The sequence below is a fragment of the Streptomyces sp. NPDC021212 genome, assembly GCF_044332925.1.
GTDB lineage: Bacteria > Actinomycetota > Actinomycetes > Streptomycetales > Streptomycetaceae > Streptomyces.
The window spans coordinates 315,115-332,796 of record NZ_JBIRPZ010000009.1; the positions used below are offsets into that span (position 1 = coordinate 315,115).

22 protein-coding genes are annotated in these 17,682 nt (G+C 71.5%); 15 read left to right on the forward strand and 7 right to left on the reverse strand.

Going from position 1 to position 17,682, the window contains the following annotated elements; genetic code table 11:
• Positions 1-16 precede the first annotated feature (16 nt).
• Both tsaE and ACH4SI_RS25305 read left to right on the forward strand, forming a co-directional pair.
• A complete protein-coding gene (tsaE, locus tag ACH4SI_RS25300) occupies positions 17-511 on the forward strand; it encodes a tRNA (adenosine(37)-N6)-threonylcarbamoyltransferase complex ATPase subunit type 1 TsaE (protein WP_398299258.1) in 495 nt (164 codons plus the stop codon).
• A gap of 174 nt (positions 512-685) precedes the next feature.
• Positions 686-871, forward strand: coding sequence for a hypothetical protein (locus tag ACH4SI_RS25305; RefSeq protein WP_398299260.1), 186 nt, complete (start codon positions 686-688; stop codon positions 869-871).
• A gap of 31 nt (positions 872-902) precedes the next feature.
• Here the strand turns inward: ACH4SI_RS25305 and ACH4SI_RS25310 are convergent, their stop codons facing one another.
• Complete coding sequence (locus ACH4SI_RS25310) at positions 903-1,463, reverse strand: hypothetical protein (protein ID WP_398299262.1); 561 nt, start codon at positions 1,461-1,463, stop codon at positions 903-905.
• Positions 1,464-1,590: 127 nt separating this feature from the next.
• Here ACH4SI_RS25310 and tsaB point away from each other — a divergent pair, with 127 nt between their 5' ends.
• From tsaB to ACH4SI_RS25335, 5 genes are all read left to right on the forward strand, one after another.
• Complete coding sequence (gene tsaB / locus ACH4SI_RS25315) at positions 1,591-2,265, forward strand: tRNA (adenosine(37)-N6)-threonylcarbamoyltransferase complex dimerization subunit type 1 TsaB (RefSeq protein ID WP_398299264.1); 675 nt, start codon at positions 1,591-1,593, stop codon at positions 2,263-2,265.
• A gap of 44 nt (positions 2,266-2,309) precedes the next feature.
• Positions 2,310-2,810: a ribosomal protein S18-alanine N-acetyltransferase gene (gene rimI / locus ACH4SI_RS25320; RefSeq protein WP_398299500.1), complete on the forward strand. Its 501-nt coding sequence runs from the start codon at positions 2,310-2,312 to the stop codon at positions 2,808-2,810.
• The gene (tsaD, locus tag ACH4SI_RS25325) at positions 2,803-3,903 is read left to right on the forward strand and encodes a tRNA (adenosine(37)-N6)-threonylcarbamoyltransferase complex transferase subunit TsaD (protein ID WP_398299266.1); all 1,101 of its coding nucleotides are present in this window, start codon (positions 2,803-2,805) and stop codon (positions 3,901-3,903) included. The genes rimI and tsaD overlap by 8 nt, the downstream gene beginning before the upstream one ends.
• Positions 3,900-4,154, forward strand: coding sequence for a hypothetical protein (locus ACH4SI_RS25330; protein WP_398299268.1), 255 nt, complete (start codon positions 3,900-3,902; stop codon positions 4,152-4,154). Before tsaD ends, ACH4SI_RS25330 begins: the two co-directional genes overlap by 4 nt.
• A 98-nt stretch (positions 4,155-4,252) precedes the next feature.
• The gene (locus ACH4SI_RS25335) at positions 4,253-4,870 is read left to right on the forward strand and encodes a hypothetical protein (RefSeq protein WP_398299270.1); all 618 of its coding nucleotides are present in this window, start codon (positions 4,253-4,255) and stop codon (positions 4,868-4,870) included.
• Between the two features lie 15 nt (positions 4,871-4,885).
• On the opposite strand, the gene ACH4SI_RS25340 is transcribed toward ACH4SI_RS25335, so the two are convergent.
• The 3 genes from ACH4SI_RS25340 to ACH4SI_RS25350 all read right to left on the reverse strand — a co-directional run bounded on the left by ACH4SI_RS25340 (position 4,886) and on the right by ACH4SI_RS25350 (position 6,343).
• Entirely contained in the window at positions 4,886-5,200 is a 315-nt protein-coding gene (locus ACH4SI_RS25340) for a hypothetical protein (protein ID WP_398299272.1), read from the reverse strand.
• A gap of 77 nt (positions 5,201-5,277) precedes the next feature.
• Positions 5,278-5,487 carry a DUF397 domain-containing protein gene (locus ACH4SI_RS25345; RefSeq protein ID WP_398299274.1) on the reverse strand — a complete coding sequence of 70 codons (210 nt, stop codon included), beginning with the start codon at positions 5,485-5,487 and terminating at the stop codon, positions 5,278-5,280.
• 4 nt (positions 5,488-5,491) lie between these two features.
• Positions 5,492-6,343: a helix-turn-helix domain-containing protein gene (locus ACH4SI_RS25350; RefSeq protein ID WP_398299276.1), complete on the reverse strand. Its 852-nt coding sequence runs from the start codon at positions 6,341-6,343 to the stop codon at positions 5,492-5,494.
• Between the two features lie 158 nt (positions 6,344-6,501).
• Between ACH4SI_RS25350 and ACH4SI_RS25355 the strand changes: the two genes are divergently transcribed.
• On the forward strand, positions 6,502-6,963 hold the full coding sequence (locus ACH4SI_RS25355; protein ID WP_398299278.1) for an ATP-binding protein: 462 nt from the start codon (positions 6,502-6,504) through the stop codon (positions 6,961-6,963).
• Here ACH4SI_RS25355 and ACH4SI_RS25360 read toward each other — a convergent pair.
• Positions 6,960-8,150: a methyltransferase domain-containing protein gene (locus ACH4SI_RS25360; protein WP_398299280.1), complete on the reverse strand. Its 1,191-nt coding sequence runs from the start codon at positions 8,148-8,150 to the stop codon at positions 6,960-6,962. The genes ACH4SI_RS25355 and ACH4SI_RS25360 overlap by 4 nt on opposite strands.
• 59 nt (positions 8,151-8,209) lie before the next feature.
• On the opposite strand from ACH4SI_RS25360, the gene ACH4SI_RS25365 reads away from it, so the two are divergent.
• From ACH4SI_RS25365 to groL, 3 genes are all read left to right on the forward strand, one after another.
• On the forward strand, positions 8,210-9,124 hold the full coding sequence (locus tag ACH4SI_RS25365) for a polysaccharide deacetylase family protein (protein WP_398299282.1): 915 nt from the start codon (positions 8,210-8,212) through the stop codon (positions 9,122-9,124).
• 220 nt (positions 9,125-9,344) lie between these two features.
• Positions 9,345-9,653: a co-chaperone GroES gene (gene groES / locus ACH4SI_RS25370; RefSeq protein ID WP_009715799.1), complete on the forward strand. Its 309-nt coding sequence runs from the start codon at positions 9,345-9,347 to the stop codon at positions 9,651-9,653.
• Positions 9,654-9,793: 140 nt separating this feature from the next.
• Positions 9,794-11,419 carry a chaperonin GroEL gene (gene groL / locus ACH4SI_RS25375; protein WP_398299285.1) on the forward strand — a complete coding sequence of 542 codons (1,626 nt, stop codon included), beginning with the start codon at positions 9,794-9,796 and terminating at the stop codon, positions 11,417-11,419.
• Between the two features lie 446 nt (positions 11,420-11,865).
• Here groL and ACH4SI_RS25380 read toward each other — a convergent pair whose 3' ends face one another.
• On the reverse strand, positions 11,866-12,633 hold the full coding sequence (locus tag ACH4SI_RS25380; RefSeq protein WP_398299287.1) for an SDR family NAD(P)-dependent oxidoreductase: 768 nt from the start codon (positions 12,631-12,633) through the stop codon (positions 11,866-11,868).
• Positions 12,634-12,756: 123 nt separating this feature from the next.
• Here ACH4SI_RS25380 and ACH4SI_RS25385 point away from each other — a divergent pair, with 123 nt between their 5' ends.
• Positions 12,757-13,665, forward strand: a complete 909-nt coding sequence (locus ACH4SI_RS25385; protein WP_398299289.1) for a LysR family transcriptional regulator — start codon at positions 12,757-12,759, stop codon at positions 13,663-13,665.
• A 102-nt stretch (positions 13,666-13,767) separates the two neighbouring features.
• Here ACH4SI_RS25385 and ACH4SI_RS25390 read toward each other — a convergent pair whose 3' ends face one another.
• On the reverse strand, positions 13,768-14,082 hold the full coding sequence (locus ACH4SI_RS25390; protein ID WP_398299291.1) for a WhiB family transcriptional regulator: 315 nt from the start codon (positions 14,080-14,082) through the stop codon (positions 13,768-13,770).
• Positions 14,083-14,479: 397 nt separating this feature from the next.
• Here ACH4SI_RS25390 and ACH4SI_RS25395 point away from each other — a divergent pair, with 397 nt between their 5' ends.
• The 3 genes from ACH4SI_RS25395 to guaB all read left to right on the forward strand — a co-directional run bounded on the left by ACH4SI_RS25395 (position 14,480) and on the right by guaB (position 17,639).
• A complete protein-coding gene (locus ACH4SI_RS25395; RefSeq protein ID WP_003948568.1) occupies positions 14,480-15,091 on the forward strand; it encodes a response regulator transcription factor in 612 nt (203 codons plus the stop codon).
• Positions 15,092-15,397: 306 nt separating this feature from the next.
• Positions 15,398-16,009 carry a sigma-70 family RNA polymerase sigma factor gene (locus ACH4SI_RS25400; protein WP_398299293.1) on the forward strand — a complete coding sequence of 204 codons (612 nt, stop codon included), beginning with the start codon at positions 15,398-15,400 and terminating at the stop codon, positions 16,007-16,009.
• 127 nt (positions 16,010-16,136) lie between these two features.
• Positions 16,137-17,639 carry an IMP dehydrogenase gene (gene guaB / locus ACH4SI_RS25405; protein ID WP_398299295.1) on the forward strand — a complete coding sequence of 501 codons (1,503 nt, stop codon included), beginning with the start codon at positions 16,137-16,139 and terminating at the stop codon, positions 17,637-17,639.
• The last annotated feature ends 43 nt before the right edge of the window (positions 17,640-17,682 follow it).

A 17,682-nucleotide genomic window follows, 5' to 3' on the forward strand; every position in this document is an offset into this window, starting at 1 on the left:
CCGTACCATCGCCGGTATGGACGTAGGCACGCGCATGACCGTCACCTCGCCCGAGCAGATGCGGGACCTGGGCCGCCGGCTCGCCAAGCTGCTGCGCCCCGGCGACCTGGTGCTCCTCACCGGGGAACTGGGCGCGGGCAAGACCACGCTGACCCGGGGCCTGGGCGAGGGCCTGGGCGTACGGGGCGCGGTCACCTCGCCCACGTTCGTGATCGCCCGCGTCCACCCCTCCCTGTCCGACGGCCCGCCGCTGGTCCACGTCGACGCCTACCGGCTGGGCGGGGGCCTGGAGGAGATGGAGGACCTGGACCTGGACGTCTCGCTGCCGGAGTCGGTGATCGCGGTGGAGTGGGGCGAGGGCAAGGTCGAGGGGCTGTCCGAGGATCGGCTGCATGTGGTGATCGAGCGGACCGTGGGGGCCGACGCGCAGGAGAGCGATGTCCGCGGCGTCGCGGTGACCGGTGTGGGGCCGCGCTGGGCGGACGAGGACCTGGCGTCGCTGGCGGGCTGAGTCCGGGCCGAGTCCGGGCCGAGTCCGGGCCGAGCCGTGGGGAGATTCGGGAAGAGTTTCCGACAGGCCGTCGGCATGATGTTGCGCTCTGGGCATCGGGCGTGGTCACATGGTAGAGGAAGCGCGGTTAGGCGTACCTAACCTCCTGCCCACCAGGACCCTCAGGAGGCATCCATGTCGGGTCAAGAGCCCACCGCCCTGGACGACCCCCGGCGCGATGGCCGGTCTCCGTCGATGAGGGACCTGCTGGCGGCCTGTGCGGCGGCGAACGCCGTCTCCACCCCACCGGCGGAGGCGCCGACGGAGGCACCCGCTACGGCGGAGATGCACCAGGACAAGCCGGAGCGCGACGCGGCGTAAGCCACGGCTCGTCCGCGGTCGGAAGGCGGCCTTACGCGATCACGACGACCTTCGTGCCCGGCTGCGCGAACTCCCACAGCGCCGTGCCGTCCGCCCGGGACTCCCGCACCGCACCCGTCTTCTTCTTCGCCCGCGGGTCCGGCATGGCCCCGTCCATGGCCGCACTGAAACCGAACGTCACTCCCCCGTCCTGGTGAAACACCACGACGTGCTCCACCTGAACCCCGTCCGAGCCGACGCCGCTCGGGTTGCGGGAGGTGACCTGGTACGTGCCCGGGTCGGGGCTCGCCGAACTGGCGCCCACCGGGAAGGTGCGGGTGGCCTTGCCGTCGGCGCCGACCAGCCACACCCGGCTGTCGCCGAGGGCGTAGACGACGCGCATGCCGGTGCCGGAGCCGCCGGGCAGCGCGGTGGACTTCTTCCGCGCCTTGTCCTTCGTCTTGCCCTTGGCGTCGCCTGCCTGTGAGCTGCGCCGCTCCTGGGTGCGGTGGTCGGGTGCGGTGGCCTTGGCCTGGTAGCCGAGATAGCCGACGACGCCCAGCGCGGCCGCGGTCAGAACGGCCACGGCGGGCCCGGTGCTGCTCTTCGGCACGGTGGCCACCCTCTCCTGCGGTCAGTACGTGCTTACCGCCCGTACGCACTTGTTCCGACGGTAGCACCGGTGGACGGCCGCAACCGGTCCACCGCGACCGCCTCCCGCGGCGCCGTAGGCTGTCCTCGTGCTGTTGCTCGCGCTTGATACCGCCACCCCCGCCGTCACCGTCGCTCTCCACGACGGCGCCGAAGTCCTCGCCGAGACCGCCGAGGTCGACGCCCGGCGCCACGGCGAGCTGCTGCTGCCCGCCGTCCACCGGACGCTGACGGCGGCCGGCGTGGAGCTGGGGGACGTGACGGAGATCGTCGTCGGCGTCGGCCCGGGCCCGTACACCGGGCTGAGGGTCGGCCTGGTGACGGCGGCCACCTTCGGGGCCGCGCTGGACGTGCCCGTCCACGGGCTGTGCACGCTGGACGGGATCGCGTACGCCGCCGGGCGGGCCGGGCTCACCGGCCCCTTCGTGGTGGCCACCGACGCCCGCCGTAAAGAGGTGTACTGGGCGCGGTACGACGATCCGACGACCCGCGTCACCGACCCCGCCGTCGACCACCCCGCCGACCTCACCGAGCGGGCCGACCTGGCCGGGCTCCCGGCCGTCGGCGCGGGCGCCCTGCTCTACCCCGCCGCCTTCGCGGACGTCCCGGCGGGCATGCCCGAGCACCAGTCGGCGGGCGCGCTGGCCTCCGTCGCCGCCGGGAAGCTGGCGCGCGGCGAGGAGCTGCTGCCCGACCGGCCGCTCTATCTGCGCCGCCCCGACGCCCAGGTGCCCGCCAACTACAAGGTGGTCACCCCCAAGTGACGGCGACGACGGATACCACCGGCCGGGCCCCCGCGCTGCGCGAGATGCGCTGGTGGGACATCGACCGGGTGCTGGCGCTGGAGGAGGACCTGTTCCCCGAGGACGCGTGGTCGCAGGGGATGTTCTGGTCCGAGCTGGCGCACGCCCGCGGCGGCGCCGCGACCCGCCACTACACGGTCGCCGAGGACGGCGAGGCCATAGTCGGCTACGCCGGGCTGGCCGTCTTCGACCGCACCGGCGACGTCCAGACCATCGCCACCGCCCGCGACCACTGGGGCACCGGCCTCGGCGCCCGCCTCCTCACCGATCTGCTGGGCGCCGCCACCGCCTTCGAATGCCGCGAAGTGCTCCTCGAAGTGCGCGTCGACAACACCCGCGCCCAGCGCCTCTACGAGCGCTTCGGCTTCGAGCCCATCGGCATCCGCAAGGGCTACTACCAGCCCGGCAACGTCGACGCGCTGGTCATGCGCCTCTCCGGCCCGGCGACGTCCCTCGCGACCCCCTCATCCGTACCAGGCGTACAAGGAACGAACACCCATGGCTGACGAACCGCTCGTCCTCGGCATCGAGACCTCCTGCGACGAGACCGGCGTCGGGATCGTCCGCGGCCACACCCTGCTCGCCGACGCGATCGCCTCCAGCGTCGACGAGCACGCCCGCTTCGGCGGCGTCGTCCCCGAGGTCGCCAGCCGCGCCCACCTGGAGGCGATGGTCCCGACCATCCAGCGCGCCCTGAAGGAGGCCGGAGTCGCCGCCTCCGACCTCGACGGCATCGCCGTCACCGCCGGCCCCGGCCTCGCGGGCGCCCTGCTCGTCGGCGTCTCGGCCGCCAAGGCGTACGCGTACGCCCTCGGCAAGCCGCTGTACGGCGTCAACCACCTCGCCTCCCACATCTGCGTCGACCAGCTCGAACACGGCGCGCTGCCCGAGCCGACCATGGCGCTGCTGGTCAGCGGCGGCCACTCGTCGCTGCTGCTGGCGCCCGACATCACCACGGACGTACGGCCGCTGGGCTCGACGATCGACGACGCGGCGGGCGAGGCGTTCGACAAGATCGCCCGGGTGCTGAACCTCGGCTTCCCCGGCGGCCCCGTCATCGACCGCATCGCGCGCGACGGCGACCCGGACGCGATCGCCTTCCCGCGCGGGCTGACCGGCCCGCGCGACGCCGCGTACGACTTCTCCTTCTCGGGCCTCAAGACGGCCGTCGCCCGCTGGATCGAGGCCAAGCGGGCCGCGGGCGAGGAGGTTCCGGTCGCCGACGTCTCCGCCTCCTTCCAGGAGGCGGTGGCCGACGTCCTGACCCGCAAGGCCGTCCGCGCCTGCAAGGACGAGGGCGTCGACCACCTGATGATCGGCGGAGGCGTCGCCGCCAACTCCCGGCTGCGCGCCATGGCCGAGCGCCGCTGCGAGGACGCGGGCATCACGCTGCGCGTGCCGCGCCCCAAGCTGTGCACGGACAACGGCGCGATGGTCGCCGCCCTCGGCGCGGAGATGGTCGCGCGCGGCCGGTCCGCGTCGGCCTGGGACCTGTCGGCGGACTCGTCCCTGCCCGTGACGGACCCCCACGTCCCGGCGCCCGCGTCCCACACTCACGACCACGTCCACGAGTTGAGCCGGAAGAACCTGTACGCATGACCGTCGCCCTGATGTGGGAAGCCCGGGCCGTCGAGGGCCGGGGCGCGGACCTGCTCGCCTGGGCCGCCGACCAGCCCCTCGACCCGGCCCCGCTGCGCCGCGAGACCTTCCGCGCGCCCGAGGACCGGGTGCTCGTGATCACGTGGTGGGACGGTACGTACGACGCCCCGGGCTTGCCCGAACTCCCGGAGCCGGGGCCGGAACTGGTGCGCCGGGCCGTCCACCGGTGGCGCTTCGAGTCGGTCGGATAGCTGGTTTCGCGACGACAGAGGGCATGTACCGGCCGGGTTCCTGTAAGCCACGGAGGAATGAAGGTCAAGCCTCCGGGAGAACTGAGAGACTGCGTTCCATGACCCCGCCCGACGCCCTGCCCCCGCCTCCGCCCGCCCCGGACCTGCGCCCGTGGCCCGATCACGCCGGGCTGCTCGCCGACCGGGCGCGCGCGATGGGGACGCTGGCTCGGTGGTACATGGCGCCGCACCGGGCGTTGCTGCTGTGGCTGCTGACGCTGGTGTTCGCGCTGGGGTGGACGCTGGCGGTCTCCGGGTTCCAGTTCCTGGTGACCGGCCAGATCGTCGAGCACATCCTCGGTGTGATCTTCCTCGGGCTGGCGCTGGGCGCCACCGTCCCGTCCGGCCTGGGCCTGGTCTCGGGCATCCGGCGGGACGTGTTCCTCGGCGCGCGGCTGCGCGACTGGGCGGAGCTGGGGCGGGACCCGCAGACGCTGCCGCACTGGCGGGTGTCGGGCAGCGCGCTGCTGTGGCTGCTGCCGTCGCTGGTGCTGTGCTGCCTCGGGCTGGTGCTGGGGGCGTCCACGGCGATGTCGGACCTCGGCGCGGAGACGTTCGGGGTGGCGATGGGGATCGCCGTCGTCTTCGCGGCGGCGGGGGGCCTGGGCCTGCTCAAGGCGATCGGCTACTACCGTCTGGTCAACCGCGAACTCAGCCCCGACGACGCCGAGGACTGAACCGGCGGGGACTGATCAGTCGGACGACCGCTGGAGCGACTGGAAGCGGTGCAGCAGCTCCAGATACCGCTCGCCCAGGCTCTCGCCGCGCCGCTTCGTCGCGTCCTCGACGTGCACCAGCATCTGCCGGACGCGCACCGCGTCCCGGTAGGCGTCCCGCTGGAGCTTCTTGTGCGCCGTCGCCGCGGGGCCCTTCCAGTCGTCGTCGACGGCCTTCGCCAACTGGTCGAGCCCTTCGACCGTTTCCTCCAGGTAACGAAGCATCTCCTCCAGATCCTGAAGGAGATCGGACAGCTCCTGATCCGATACCGGCTGCTTCTCGTCACTCATGTTCCATACCCCTGCCACCTTCCGGTCCGGCCCCTCAGCGGGATGATCGTGCCATGGCCCGAGCCGGTCCGCAGGGGCTACCCCGCAAGGTGGTCGAACTCGCCCGCTTTGATGGCGTGGAGAAGGGGCCGCAGCTTCGCGGGGGTGGTGGTCATCACGGTGCCGGGCTCGTCGCTCTCGCGCAGCGCTATGGCGTCGGGTCCTATGGAGGCGAGTTCTATGCAGGAATTGCCGTCCCCTGCGCTGGAATAGGAGGATTTCTGCCAGTGGACCTCGTGCATCTCCATGCCTTCACGTCAGTTGGGCGATGCCACGAATGAAATCACGTGACTCCTCCGGAGAGAGGGCCGCCTCGGTCGTACGGTCCAGGACTCCACGGTGGTTGGCGAGCTGGGACTGTGCGTCCAGGAAGACGGGACCGTGGGCGGCGTCGAGTTGCGCGGTGTCCAGCTGGGGCACCGCCCCCAGGGCGTAGGTGACCGACAGTCCGGGTACGTGGAACCCTCCGGCCTCGAAGGTGAGCACGCGCACGGTGACGTTCTTCCGCTCCGAAGACTCCAGCAGGCTGTCCAGTTGGGCGCGCAGGACACGGTTCGATCCGAACCGCATGCGCAGGGCGGCCTCGTGGATGACGAAGGTGCACTCCGGCGGGTCATCCCGGTCCAGGATGTCGCGACGCTTCATGCGGTGCGAGAGCCTGCGTCGCAGGTCGGTGTCGGACCACTGCGGGACGGTCGAATCGAGCACCGCCCGTGCGTACTCCTCCGTTTGCAGCAGGCCCGGAATATGCATGATTTCCAGTACGCGCAGGCTCGTGGCGTAGTACTCCAACTCTGCGAGGTCGAGCCCGCCGGTGGCGATATGGCCCCGGTACTCCTCCCACCAACCGCCCTTGCGCTCCCGGGTCATGGCGACGAGCGCGTCGACGTAGTCACTGTCAGGGCAGGTGTAGATGGCGGCGAGCGCTCGCACCCGCTCCTCGCTCACCCCGAAGCGGGCCAGCTCCAGGTTGGTGATGTGCGTGCGGTTGATGCCCAGCCGGTCGGCGGCCTCCTGGATGCTGAGTCCGGCGCCCTCGCGCATCCTCCTCAGTTCTGTGCCGAGCCGGACTTGACGCGCGGTCGGGACGCTCCTGGGTGGCATGGCCCTCCGTAACTCTCAAGGAGTAATTGTCGGGGAAATTCAACGGGTCCGTAGCAGTTGTTTGCATCGCTGCCCTACCTTGGGTGTCGTTGCCGCTACTGCGCGTTGATCGCCGTAACGGTACGCGCACTATCGGCCCCTTCGCCGGGAGTTGACCCATGGAGTCCGACTACGAGTCCGACGACCATCCACCGCGTCGCCCGCCCGTTCCCTCCAAGGACCCGTACGTCTACACGCTCCAGAGCAACCGGAACGCCACCTCCGCCAAGGTCTGCAGGGACTTCGTCGCCGTCGTGCTGGGCTCCGTGGGGCAGGAGGGCCTGGTCGAGGTGGCCACCCTGTGCACCTCCGAGCTGGCCACCAACGCCTTTCTGCACGCCGAGGGCGACTCCCTGACGCTGCGCGTGATGATCGAGCCTCCCCGCTACCGGGTCCTCGTGTACGACGCCTCCGCCCAACTCCCCACCGCCGCCCGCCTCCCCGAGGGCGACCGCCTCCACGGCCGCGGCCTCGGCCTGGTCGCGGCCCTCGCCGACGCCTGGGGCACGGCCGGCGCGGACCCGGCGGGGGTGTACGCGAAGGGGGTCTGGTTCGAACTCCTGGCGGAACGGAAGAGCTAAGAGGCCGGGTGTCCCAGCAGCATCGTGGGGGCGCCCGCCGCACGGGTGAGGAGGATCGTGCAGGCGTTCCCCCCTTCGAGCCGCAGCTTCTTGCGCAGATGCTCCGGCTCGATCGCGGAGCCGCGCTTCTTGATGGTCGCGACGCCCACCTCGCGCTCCCGCAGCAGCGCCCTGAGCTTCTTCAGGTTGAACGGCAGCACATCGGTGATCTCGTACGCGGTGGCGTACGGCGTCGGGCGCAGCTCGTCCGCCGTGATGTAGGCGATCGTCGGGTCGATGAGGCGGCCGCCGATCCGGGCCGCGACGTCCGCCACGAGGTGGGCGCGGATGACGGCGCCGTCCGGTTCGTACAGCCAGCGGCCGACCGGGCCGGTCTCGGGGTCCGGGAGCTGGGAGCCGAGCAGGGAGTGGCCGGAGGGCAGCAGCGTGGCGCGGCGCATGCCGGGGCGGGCGGTGCCGAACCACAGCACCGCCTCCTTCACGTTCCCCTGGTCCGAGATCCACTCGGCCTCCGCGTCCTCCGGCACCGCCTCGTGCGGAATCCCGGGCGCGATCTTGAGCGCGGCGCGCGGGGTCGTACGGGCGGCCTCGACGGCCCAGGACAGCGGCGGGGAGTACGCCTCGGGGTCGAAGACCCGGCCCCGGCCGCCGCGCCGGGCGGGGTCCACGAAGACCGCGTCGTAACGAGAGGTGTCGACCCCGGTGACATCGGCGCAGCGCACCTCGATCAGCCGCGACAGGCCCAGCGCGTCGGCGTTGGCCCGGGCGACCGCGCACGTCAGCGGGTCGCGGTCGACGGCCAGGACGGTGAGCCCGGCCCGCGCCATCGCGATCGCGTCGCCGCCGATGCCGCAGCACAGATCGGCCACGCCGCGCACCCCGAACTCGGCCAGCCGGTCGGCGCGGTGGGCGGCGACGGAGGTACGGGTGGACTGCTCGACGCCGTTCGGCGTGAAGTACATCCGATGGGCGTCATCGGCCCCGAATTTGGCGACCGCCCGCTGCCGCAGCTGGGCCTGCGTCAGGGCCGCCGAGACCAGGGGGGCGGGATGGTCGCGGCGCAGCCGGGTCGCGGTGGCCAGCTCCTGCGCCGGGTCGTAGTTCCGCAGCGCGGAGAGCAGCGCCTGCCCCTCGTCGCCGAGCAGTGAGTCGAAGGCATCAACGGCATCAACGTCCACATGGCCCATTCTCCCCGCTCCGGAGAGCCCATTCGCACCCTCGTGTCGCGCGTCCGCGCACAATAGAGATGAAGATCCCTTATGTGATGATGATCAATGCTGGTCTTTCCAGGTGTCTGGTTTTCGTCGCCGCGGCGGCCCTGCTCGCCGGGTGCGGGAGCGGCGGCACCGAGTCGCGCGCCAGGACGGGCAAGGCGGCCGGTTCCACGCGGTCGGCCCCGCCCTCCCCGTTCCCCCGGGGCTCCGGCACGCCATCGCCCGCGGGCGGGCGGGTGGACGGTCCGCATCCGCCGCCGGACGGGTACCGCCGCTGGGGGCTCGACCGCCCGCTGGCCCCGCCGCCCCCGCCCGCCGTCAAGCCGGCGCTCGCGCCGGTGTGGCCGCCGGTGTCCGGGCTGGCGACGGTCATCCGGCGGGTGGCCACCCCCGATCGGGTGGTCTTCCTGACGATCGACGACGGGATCGAGAAGGACCCGGCCTTCGTCGATCAGGCCCGGGACCTCGGTCTGCCGTTCACCCAGTTCCTGGAGGACGAGGTGATCGGCGACCACTACGACTACTTCCGGGCACTGCGCGAACTCGGCAACCGGATCGGCAACCACACGCTCACCCACCCCAGCCTGGCGGGCAAGGACTACGAGACCCAGCTCCACGAGATCTGCGGCCAGCAGGACGTCCTGCGCGAACGCCTCGGTCTCCAACCCCACCTCTTCCGCCCGCCGTACGGGGAGTACGACCGGGACACGCTGCGGGCGGCGGCGGAGTGCGGGCTGAACAAGGCGGTGCTGTGGCGCGCCGAGATGGAGCCCAAGGGGCTCGCGTACCGCTCCGGCAGCGGGCTCCGGCCCGGCGACATCATCCTCGCCCACTTCCGCGGCCCCGAGCAGCTGGACGGGCGCAGCATGACCGACATGATCACCGAGCTGGTGCGGGAGATCCAGGCGCAGGGATTCACCCTGGCGCGGCTGGAGGACTACATCTGAGCGACCGGACAAGGGGGCGCCCCGTGCGGTCCGCCGTCGGCTCGCTTGGCACTCTGGTTGACGGAGTGCTAACCGCGTCATAATGTCAGGGCTGGCACTCGGCACTGCGGAGTGCCAGCCACACAGCGACGGGCAGGTCCGGCACCCGCGACGACGGATCCACCTGGTCGCCACCTCAGACAGTTAACCCCGTGAGATCTCCGAAGGGGGAGGTCGGATCGTGACGACCGCCAGCTCCAAGGTTGCCATCAAGCCGCTTGAGGACCGCATCGTGGTCCAGGCCGTCGAGGCCGAGCAGACCACGGCCTCTGGCCTGGTCATCCCGGACACCGCCAAGGAGAAGCCCCAGGAGGGCGTCGTCCTGGCCGTCGGCCCGGGCCGTTTCGAGGACGGCAAGCGGCTTCCGCTCGACGTCTCCGTCGGCGACGTCGTGCTCTACAGCAAGTACGGCGGCACCGAGGTGAAGTACAGCGGCGAGGAGTACCTCGTCCTCTCGGCTCGCGACGTTCTCGCGATCGTCGAGAAGTAATCACCGAAGTTTTGCTTTGAGCCGCGCCCCGGTGCCCGTGTCACAGATACCCGGGGTCGGGGCGCGGTTCGTTTTTTTGACGCGACGGCGGCTGCCTCCGTACGGCGGCCGAGGATCGCAATGAGAGGACATACGCAACCATGGCGAAGATCCTGAAGTTCGACGAGGACGCCCGTCGCGCCCTTGAGCGCGGCGTCAACAAGCTTGCGGACACCGTCAAGGTGACGATCGGCCCCCGCGGCCGCAACGTCGTCATCGACAAGAAGTTCGGTGCTCCGACCATCACCAACGACGGTGTCACGATCGCCCGCGAGGTCGAGGTCGAGGACCCGTACGAGAACCTGGGCGCCCAGCTCGTCAAGGAGGTGGCGACCAAGACCAACGACATCGCGGGTGACGGCACCACCACCGCCACCGTGCTGGCCCAGGCGCTGGTCCGCGAGGGCCTGCGCAACGTGGCCGCCGGCGCCTCCCCGGCCGCCCTGAAGAAGGGCATCGACGCCGCCGTCAAGGCCGTCTCCGAGGACCTGCTGGCCACCGCCAGCCCGATCGACTCCAAGGCCGACATCGCCGCCGTGGCCGGACTGTCCGCCCAGGACAAGCAGGTCGGCGAGCTGATCGCCGAGGCCATGGACAAGGTCGGCAAGGACGGTGTCATCACCGTCGAGGAGTCCAACACCTTCGGTCTGGAGCTGGACTTCACCGAGGGCATGTCCTTCGACAAGGGCTACCTCTCGCCGTACATGGTGACCGACCAGGAGCGTATGGAGGCCGTCCTCGACGACCCGTACATCCTGATCCACCAGGGCAAGATCGGCTCGATCCAGGACCTGCTGCCGCTGCTGGAGAAGGTCATCCAGGCCGGCGCCAGCAAGCCGCTGCTGATCATCGCCGAGGACGTGGAGGGCGAGGCCCTGTCCACCCTCGTCGTCAACAAGATCCGCGGCACCTTCAACGCCGTCGCCGTGAAGGCCCCCGGCTTCGGTGACCGCCGCAAGGCCATGCTCGGCGACATCGCCACCCTCACCGGTGCCACCGTCATCGCCGAGGAGGTCGGCCTCAAGCTCGACCAGGCCGGTCTGGACGTGCTGGGCACCGCCCGCCGCGTGACCGTCACCAAGGACGACACCACCATCGTCGACGGCGGCGGCAACAGCGACGACGTCGCCGGCCGCATCAACCAGATCAAGGCCGAGATCGAGTCCACGGACTCCGACTGGGACCGCGAGAAGCTGCAGGAGCGGCTCGCGAAGCTGGCCGGCGGCGTGTGCGTGATCCGCGTGGGCGCGGCCACCGAGGTCGAGCTCAAGGAGAAGAAGCACCGTCTGGAGGACGCCATCTCCGCGACCCGCGCCGCGGTCGAGGAGGGCATCGTCTCCGGTGGTGGCTCCGCGCTGGTCCACGCCGCCAAGGTGCTGGAAGGCAGCCTGGGCAAGGAGGGCGACGAGGCCACCGGTGTCGCCGTCGTCCGCCGCGCCGTCGTCGAGCCGCTGCGCTGGATCGCGGAGAACGCGGGCCTCGAGGGCTACGTCATCACCTCGAAGGTCGCCGAGCTGGAGAAGGGCCACGGCTACAACGCCGCGACCGAGGAGTACGGCGACCTGGTGAAGGCCGGCGTCATCGACCCGGTCAAGGTCACCCGCTCCGCGCTGGAGAACGCCGCCTCCATCGCCTCGCTGCTGCTCACCACCGAGACCCTGGTGGTCGAGAAGCCGGCCGAGGAAGAGGCCGAGGCCGGTGGCCACGGCCACGGCCACGCGCACTGACGCGACGGCAGCGCCAACGCGAAGGCGCGGCCGCCCCACCCGGGGCGGCCGCGCCTTCGCGCGCTACAGCCGGGGGCCCGGCCCTGCGCCGGGGCCCGGTCCTCTGTCGGGGTCCGGCGCTACGCCGGGGTCGGGCCCTGCTCCGGGACCCGGCTCTACGTCGGGTCCGGCCCTACACCGGGACCTAGCCCTGAGTCGGGGCCCGGCCGGACGTCGGGGTCCGGTCCTCATGTCGGGGTCCGGCCCTGCTCCGGGACTCGGCACTAAGTCCGGACCTGGCCCCGCTTCGGGACCTGGCACTACGCCCGGACCTGGCCCTGCGCCGGGGCCCGGTCCTTGGTGGCCGGCTCGGCGGAGGCGGCCGGGGAGTCGGCCGCCAGGAGCCGGGCGGCGGCGGGCGCGGGGGCCGCCGGCACCGGGACCTGGCCCCACGCCGGGGTCCGGCGCTACGCCGGGGTGCGGCCCACCTTCGCGGAGACGCCCGCCATCGCCGACCGCGGCACCAGCTTCGACAGCCCCGCCACCGCCTTGTACCGCGGGTCCGGAATCGACAGCGACTTCCCCCGCGCGAAGTCCTTCAGGGCCGCCGCGACCAGCCGGTCCGCGTCCAGCCACATCCAGTCCGGCGCACGGTCCGGCTTGATCCCGGCCCGGGAGTGGAACTCCGTCCGCACTAGCCCCGGGCACAGCGCCATCAGCCGCACCCCCGACCGCGCCAGGTCCTTCGCCGCGCCCTGCGTGAACTGCACGACCCACGCCTTGCTCGCCCCGTACGTCCCGCGCGGGAAGAAGGCGGCCACCGAGGCCACATTGATCACCCCGCCGCGCCCCCGCTCCCGCATCGTCCGGGCCGCCGCACTGGTCAGCCGCAGCACCGCCTCGCAGTGCAGCTTCAGCATCCGCAGCTCATCGGCGAGCGGCGCCTCCAGATAGCGGCCGTTGTTGCCGAAACCGGCGTTGTTGACGAGCAGATCGACCGGATGCGTACGGTCCCCCAAGCGCTCCTCGACCGCGGCGATACCGGTGTCCTCGGACAGGTCGGCGCGCAGGACCTCCGCCTCGACCCCGTGCCGGTCGTGGAGGTCGGCGGCCTGGTTCCGCAGCCGCTTCTCGTCGCGGGACACCAGCACCAGGTTGTGCCCGTCCGCCGCGAGCCGGCTCGCGAAGGCGGAGCCGATGCCCGCCGTGGTTCCGGTAATCAATGCAGTCGTCATACGCGCACGTTATCGGCCGGGAGATCCCTCCGCGCCCGGGCGCCGGCCGTGGGTGGCCGGGCGTCGTCAAAGCGCCGGCGCGATATTCCGGTCCGCACCCAAGTGCCCCTTATGCTCGGAGGCATGATCGAGGCTCGTCATCTGAGGGTGCTGCGCGCGGTGGCCGCCACCGGCTCCTTCTCCGCCGCCGCCCGCGAGCTGGGCTGCACCCAGCCCGCCGTCAGCCAGCAGATGAAGGCCCTGGAGCAGTCCACGGGGACGCCGCTGCTGATCCGTACCGGCCGGGAGATGCGGCTGACCGAGGCGGGCGAGGCGCTCGTACGGCACGCGGCGGGCATCCTGGCCGGGCTGACCGCCGCCGAGGAGGAGGTCGCGGCGCTCGCCGGGCTGCGGGCCGGGCGGGTGCGGCTGGTGTCGTTCCCGAGTGGCAGTTCGACGCTGGTGCCGACCGCGCTCGCCGGGCTGCGCGCCGACCACCCGGGGACGCGGGTCTCCCTGGAGGAGGCCGAGCCGCCGCGTTCGGTGGAGATGCTGCGCGGGGGCGACTGCGAGATCGCGCTCGCCTTCCGTTATCCGCACGCCGTGCCCGACCCGGACCCGGCGGCGGGCTGGGACGACCTGGTGGTGCGGCCGCTGCTGCGGGACCGGCTGGTGGTCATGGTCCCGCACGATCACCGGCTGGCCGGGTCCGGGACGGTGGGGATCGGGGAGCTGGCCGAGGAGCCGTGGATCGCGGGCTGCCCGCGGTGCCGTCGCCATCTGGTGGAGGTGTGCGAGGGCGAGGGCTTCACCCCGCGGATCGACTTCGCGACCGACGACTACCCGGCGGTGGTCGGGCTGGTGGGGGCCGGGCTCGGGGTCGCGGTGCTGCCGGAGCTGGCGGTGGAGTGCGTACGGGCCAAGGGGACGGCGACGCTGGAGGTCAAGCCCGAGGTGCGGCGCGAGGTGGTGGCGCTGACGCTGCCGGATCTGGCGCGGGTGCCCGCGGTGGCGGCGACCCTGGACCGGCTGGAGCTGGCGGCACGGCGCTGACGTGCGGAAACCCGCCGATCGCCGGGGGGCACGGTCGGCGGTGGAGGGGCTGTAAGGGGTGATGGAACGTTTCTTCAGGGAGCGCGTGTGTCGGGGGCCCGGTCAGGTCCCGGGTGCTCCCGAGGAGGCGACCGTGCGATGGCGGGCCCGCCCCATCAGCTCCTCGCGCTCGTCCTCGGTCAGTCCGCCCCACACTCCGTAGGGCTCGCGCACGGCCAGGGCGTGCGCAGCGCACTGCGCGCGTACCGGGCAGCGCATGCACACCTCTTTCGCCGACATCTCGCGGGCGCTGCGGGCCGCGCCGCGCTCGCCTTCCGGGTGGAAGAAGAGCGAGCTGTCGACACCACGGCACGCGGCCAGGAGCTGCCAGTCCCACAGATCGGCGTTCGGACCGGGAAGACGGGAGAAATCTGCCATTGCCTTGTCTCCTCGAAGCGATCGGCTGCGGACGCTGTGTCCCGGGTCGTACACCTACTGTGTAAGTAGATGTAAATATGACTCATTGCGAATCTAGCCATACAGACCGGCAAATTGGAAGCAAGGTAGCCAAATGCCATCGAAGGGGATGACCTTTGGGGGAGACGTGACAGGGCGCGACCTGCGCGGGGAAGCAGCTCCGTGTCCGAGGGCTCACGTAGAGTGTCGAAGGTGGCCGCCGAACCCCGTAACTCTTTCGGGTGACCGTCGTTGAGAGTGCGGAGGCGGTTGATGGGTAAAGCTCTCGGACACATATCCGGGGCTGTCAATCGCTCAGGTGACGATATGTACCAGCCTGGAGGCTCAAGGTGACGCGCATCAGCTGCGGAGGGCGGCCATGACATCCGTCCTCGTCTGCGACGACTCCCCGCTCGCCCGAGAAGCGCTGCGCCGCGCGGTGGCGACGGTGCCCGGCGTCGAGCGGGTGACGACGGCGGCCAACGGCGAGGAAGTCCTCCGCCGATGGGGCGCCGACCGCTCGGATCTGATTCTGATGGACGTACGCATGCCCGGCCTCGGCGGAGTCGAGACCGTGCGCCGGCTGCTCTCCGCCGACCCCGGCGCCCGGATCATCATGCTCACGGTCGCCGAGGACCTCGACGGGGTCGCGCTGGCCGTGGCCGCCGGCGCCCGCGGCTATCTGCACAAGGACGCCTCGCGCGCCGAGCTGCGCGCGACCGTGACGCAGGCCCTCGCCGACCCGACCTGGCGGCTGGCCCCGCGCCGGCTGCGCTCCGCCGAGATGGGCGCCGCGCCCACGCTCACCGCGCGGGAGATCCAGGTGCTGGAGGGCATGAGCCACGGCCGGTCCAACGCGGAGATCGGCCGTGAGCTGTTCCTCTCCGAGGACACGGTCAAGACGCACGCCCGCCGGCTGTTCAAGAAGCTCGGCGCGTCCGACCGGGCCCATGCGGTGGCCCTCGGATTCCGCTGGGGCCTGGTCCGCTAGGCGGGCCGGTTCCGAGCGAGATTCCCAGCGAGAAAACATGCTGCGCAGCGGGGGCGCTACGGTCCCCGCCCGCCGAGTGGCGGGCGGGGCGGAAGCGTGCGCGGCACCTGCCGTGACGGCGGCTTGTACCGGTTCCCCGCGCGATGCCGCATCCTTGAAGGCGTGGAGTTCCTCGGGGACGAGTCGGCCGGGCGTGAGGGGAGAGCGCAGGACGTGACGACTACCGGCGCACCTGCTCATAACGCTTCAGCGCACAACTATGGACGCGATGCCACGGAGCCGCCGGGCCCAAGGCACCATGGACGGATGCGCGACGACGAGAGTCCAGGGCCTCCCCAGGGCGGCAGCCCTCGGGCGCCTGGGGTCATCGGCGCCCTCGTCGGGCGCGCGGTCGAGGGCGATGAGCAGGCCACCCACGATCTGCTGGCCCATGTCCATCCGCTGGCCCTGCGCTACTGCCGCACCCGGCTGTCCCGACTGCCGGGTGACGCTCGTCATTTCGTGGACGACCTGGCGCAAGAGGTCTGCCTCGCGGTGCTGTGCGCGCTACCGCGCTACCGCGACACCGGCAAGCCCTTCGAGGCGTTCGTGGTGGCCATCGCCTCCCACAAGGTCGCCGATCTGCAGCGGGCGGCCATGCGCCACCCCGGTCTGACGGCCGTCCCCTCGGACGAGATGCCGGAGCAGCCGGACGATTCGCTGGGCCCCGAGGAGCGGGCGCTGCTGAGCAGCGACGCGGAATGGGCCAAGAAGCTGCTCGCGAACCTTCCGGAGAACCAGCGCGAGCTGGTGCTGCTGCGGGTCGCCGTCGGGCTCACGGCGGAGGAGACGGGGCAGATGCTCGGCATGTCGCCGGGCGCCGTGCGGGTCGCCCAGCACCGGGCGCTGAGCCGCCTGCGCGCACTGGCCGAACAGTAGCGCGATCGGTCGCTCCGGGCTGCGTCACCAGCGGTATTCGTCGGTTGTCCACAGCGCGGAATGTGACACCGGGGATGGCCGTTAGCATGGGAGTCCGCGCTGAGGCAAGACCATTTGGAAGGGTGTCATGACTGACAACGTCGACGGAGTGCCTGAGAAGTTCGCGATGCTCGGGCTGACGTACGACGACGTGCTGCTGCTGCCGGGCGCCTCCGAGGTGCTGCCGAACGCGGTCGACACCTCGTCCAGGGTCTCGCGGAACGTCCGGGTGAACGTACCGCTGGTGTCGGCCGCCATGGACAAGGTCACCGAGGCCCGGATGGCCATCGCCATGGCCCGTCAGGGCGGCGTGGGAGTGCTGCACCGCAATCTGTCCATCGAGGACCAGGCCAACCAGGTCGACCTGGTCAAGCGGTCCGAGTCCGGCATGGTCACCGACCCGATCACGGTCCGGCCGGACGCCACGCTCCACGAGGCGGACGCGCTGTGCGCGAAGTTCCGCATCAGCGGCGTCCCCGTCACCGACACCGCGGGCAAGCTGCTGGGCATCGTCACCAACCGGGACATGGCGTTCGAGGTGGACCGGGGCCGTCAGGTCCGCGAGGTCATGACCCCGATGCCGCTGGTCACCGGCAAGGTCGGGATCTCCGGTGACGACGCGATGCAGCTGCTGCGCCGCCACAAGATCGAGAAGCTGCCCCTGGTCGACGACGCGGGCGTGCTCAAGGGCCTGATCACGGTCAAGGACTTCGTGAAGGCCGAGCAGTATCCGCACGCGGCGAAGGACGACGAGGGCCGGCTGGTCGTGGGAGCTGCCGTCGGCGTCGGCGACGAGGCGTTCGACCGGGCGCAGGCGCTGGTCGAGGCCGGGGCCGACTTCCTGGTGGTCGACAGCGCCCATGGGCACAGCCGGGGCATCCTCGACATGATCGCCAAGGTCAAGTCCAACGTCTCCGTCGACGTGGTCGGCGGCAACGTCGCCACCCGTGACGGCGCCCAGGCCCTGATCGACGCGGGTGTGGACGGGGTCAAGGTCGGCGTCGGCCCGGGCTCCATCTGCACCACCCGCGTGGTCGCGGGCATCGGCGTCCCGCAGGTCACCGCGATCTACGAGGCGGCCCGCGCGTGCCAGGCGGCCGATGTGCCGCTGATCGGCGACGGCGGTCTGCAGTTCTCCGGTGACATCGCCAAGGCCATCGCGGCCGGTGCGGACACGGTGATGCTGGGCAGCCTGCTGGCCGGATGCGAGGAGTCGCCGGGCGAGATGGTCTTCATCAACGGCAAGCAGTTCAAGTCCTACCGGGGCATGGGCTCGCTGGGCGCGATGCAGACCCGCGGCCAGGCCCGCTCGTTCTCCAAGGACCGCTACTTCCAGGACAACGTGCTCTCCGAGGACAAGCTCGTCCCCGAGGGCATCGAGGGCCAGGTGCCCTACCGCGGCCCGCTGGCCTCGGTCGCCCATCAGCTGGTCGGCGGCCTGCGCGCCTCCATGGGATACGTCGGCTCGGCGTCCGTGGCGGAGCTGAAGGAGAAGGGCCGCTTCGTGCGGATCACCGCCGCCGGCCTCAAGGAGAGCCACCCGCACGACGTCCAGATGGTCTCCGAGGCGCCGAACTACTCCGGGCGTTGACGCGCGCGACCCCCGCGCGACGGGCGCCGCGCGGGGGATGGCG

What these genes read in the sequence shown, in the direction of transcription:
- ACH4SI_RS25360 (WP_398299280.1), bottom strand. Translation starts at nt 8,150, where the DNA reads ATGGGCCATGTGGACGTTGATGCCGTTGATGCCTTCGACTCACTGCTC.
- tsaE (WP_398299258.1), top strand. Translation starts at nt 17, where the DNA reads ATGGACGTAGGCACGCGCATGACCGTCACCTCGCCCGAGCAGATGCGG.
- ACH4SI_RS25400 (WP_398299293.1), top strand. Translation starts at nt 15,398, where the DNA reads ATGCGCGACGACGAGAGTCCAGGGCCTCCCCAGGGCGGCAGCCCTCGG.
- ACH4SI_RS25380 (WP_398299287.1), bottom strand. Translation starts at nt 12,633, where the DNA reads ATGACGACTGCATTGATTACCGGAACCACGGCGGGCATCGGCTCCGCC.
- tsaD (WP_398299266.1), top strand. Translation starts at nt 2,803, where the DNA reads ATGGCTGACGAACCGCTCGTCCTCGGCATCGAGACCTCCTGCGACGAG.
- ACH4SI_RS25305 (WP_398299260.1), top strand. Translation starts at nt 686, where the DNA reads ATGTCGGGTCAAGAGCCCACCGCCCTGGACGACCCCCGGCGCGATGGC.
- ACH4SI_RS25340 (WP_398299272.1), bottom strand. Translation starts at nt 5,200, where the DNA reads ATGAGTGACGAGAAGCAGCCGGTATCGGATCAGGAGCTGTCCGATCTC.
- ACH4SI_RS25335 (WP_398299270.1), top strand. Translation starts at nt 4,253, where the DNA reads ATGACCCCGCCCGACGCCCTGCCCCCGCCTCCGCCCGCCCCGGACCTG.
- ACH4SI_RS25350 (WP_398299276.1), bottom strand. Translation starts at nt 6,343, where the DNA reads ATGCCACCCAGGAGCGTCCCGACCGCGCGTCAAGTCCGGCTCGGCACA.
- ACH4SI_RS25365 (WP_398299282.1), top strand. Translation starts at nt 8,210, where the DNA reads ATGAAGATCCCTTATGTGATGATGATCAATGCTGGTCTTTCCAGGTGT.
- ACH4SI_RS25385 (WP_398299289.1), top strand. Translation starts at nt 12,757, where the DNA reads ATGATCGAGGCTCGTCATCTGAGGGTGCTGCGCGCGGTGGCCGCCACC.
- ACH4SI_RS25345 (WP_398299274.1), bottom strand. Translation starts at nt 5,487, where the DNA reads ATGGAGATGCACGAGGTCCACTGGCAGAAATCCTCCTATTCCAGCGCA.
- ACH4SI_RS25395 (WP_003948568.1), top strand. Translation starts at nt 14,480, where the DNA reads ATGACATCCGTCCTCGTCTGCGACGACTCCCCGCTCGCCCGAGAAGCG.
- ACH4SI_RS25390 (WP_398299291.1), bottom strand. Translation starts at nt 14,082, where the DNA reads ATGGCAGATTTCTCCCGTCTTCCCGGTCCGAACGCCGATCTGTGGGAC.
- rimI (WP_398299500.1), top strand. Translation starts at nt 2,310, where the DNA reads ATGCGCTGGTGGGACATCGACCGGGTGCTGGCGCTGGAGGAGGACCTG.
- groL (WP_398299285.1), top strand. Translation starts at nt 9,794, where the DNA reads ATGGCGAAGATCCTGAAGTTCGACGAGGACGCCCGTCGCGCCCTTGAG.
- ACH4SI_RS25355 (WP_398299278.1), top strand. Translation starts at nt 6,502, where the DNA reads ATGGAGTCCGACTACGAGTCCGACGACCATCCACCGCGTCGCCCGCCC.
- ACH4SI_RS25330 (WP_398299268.1), top strand. Translation starts at nt 3,900, where the DNA reads ATGACCGTCGCCCTGATGTGGGAAGCCCGGGCCGTCGAGGGCCGGGGC.
- guaB (WP_398299295.1), top strand. Translation starts at nt 16,137, where the DNA reads ATGACTGACAACGTCGACGGAGTGCCTGAGAAGTTCGCGATGCTCGGG.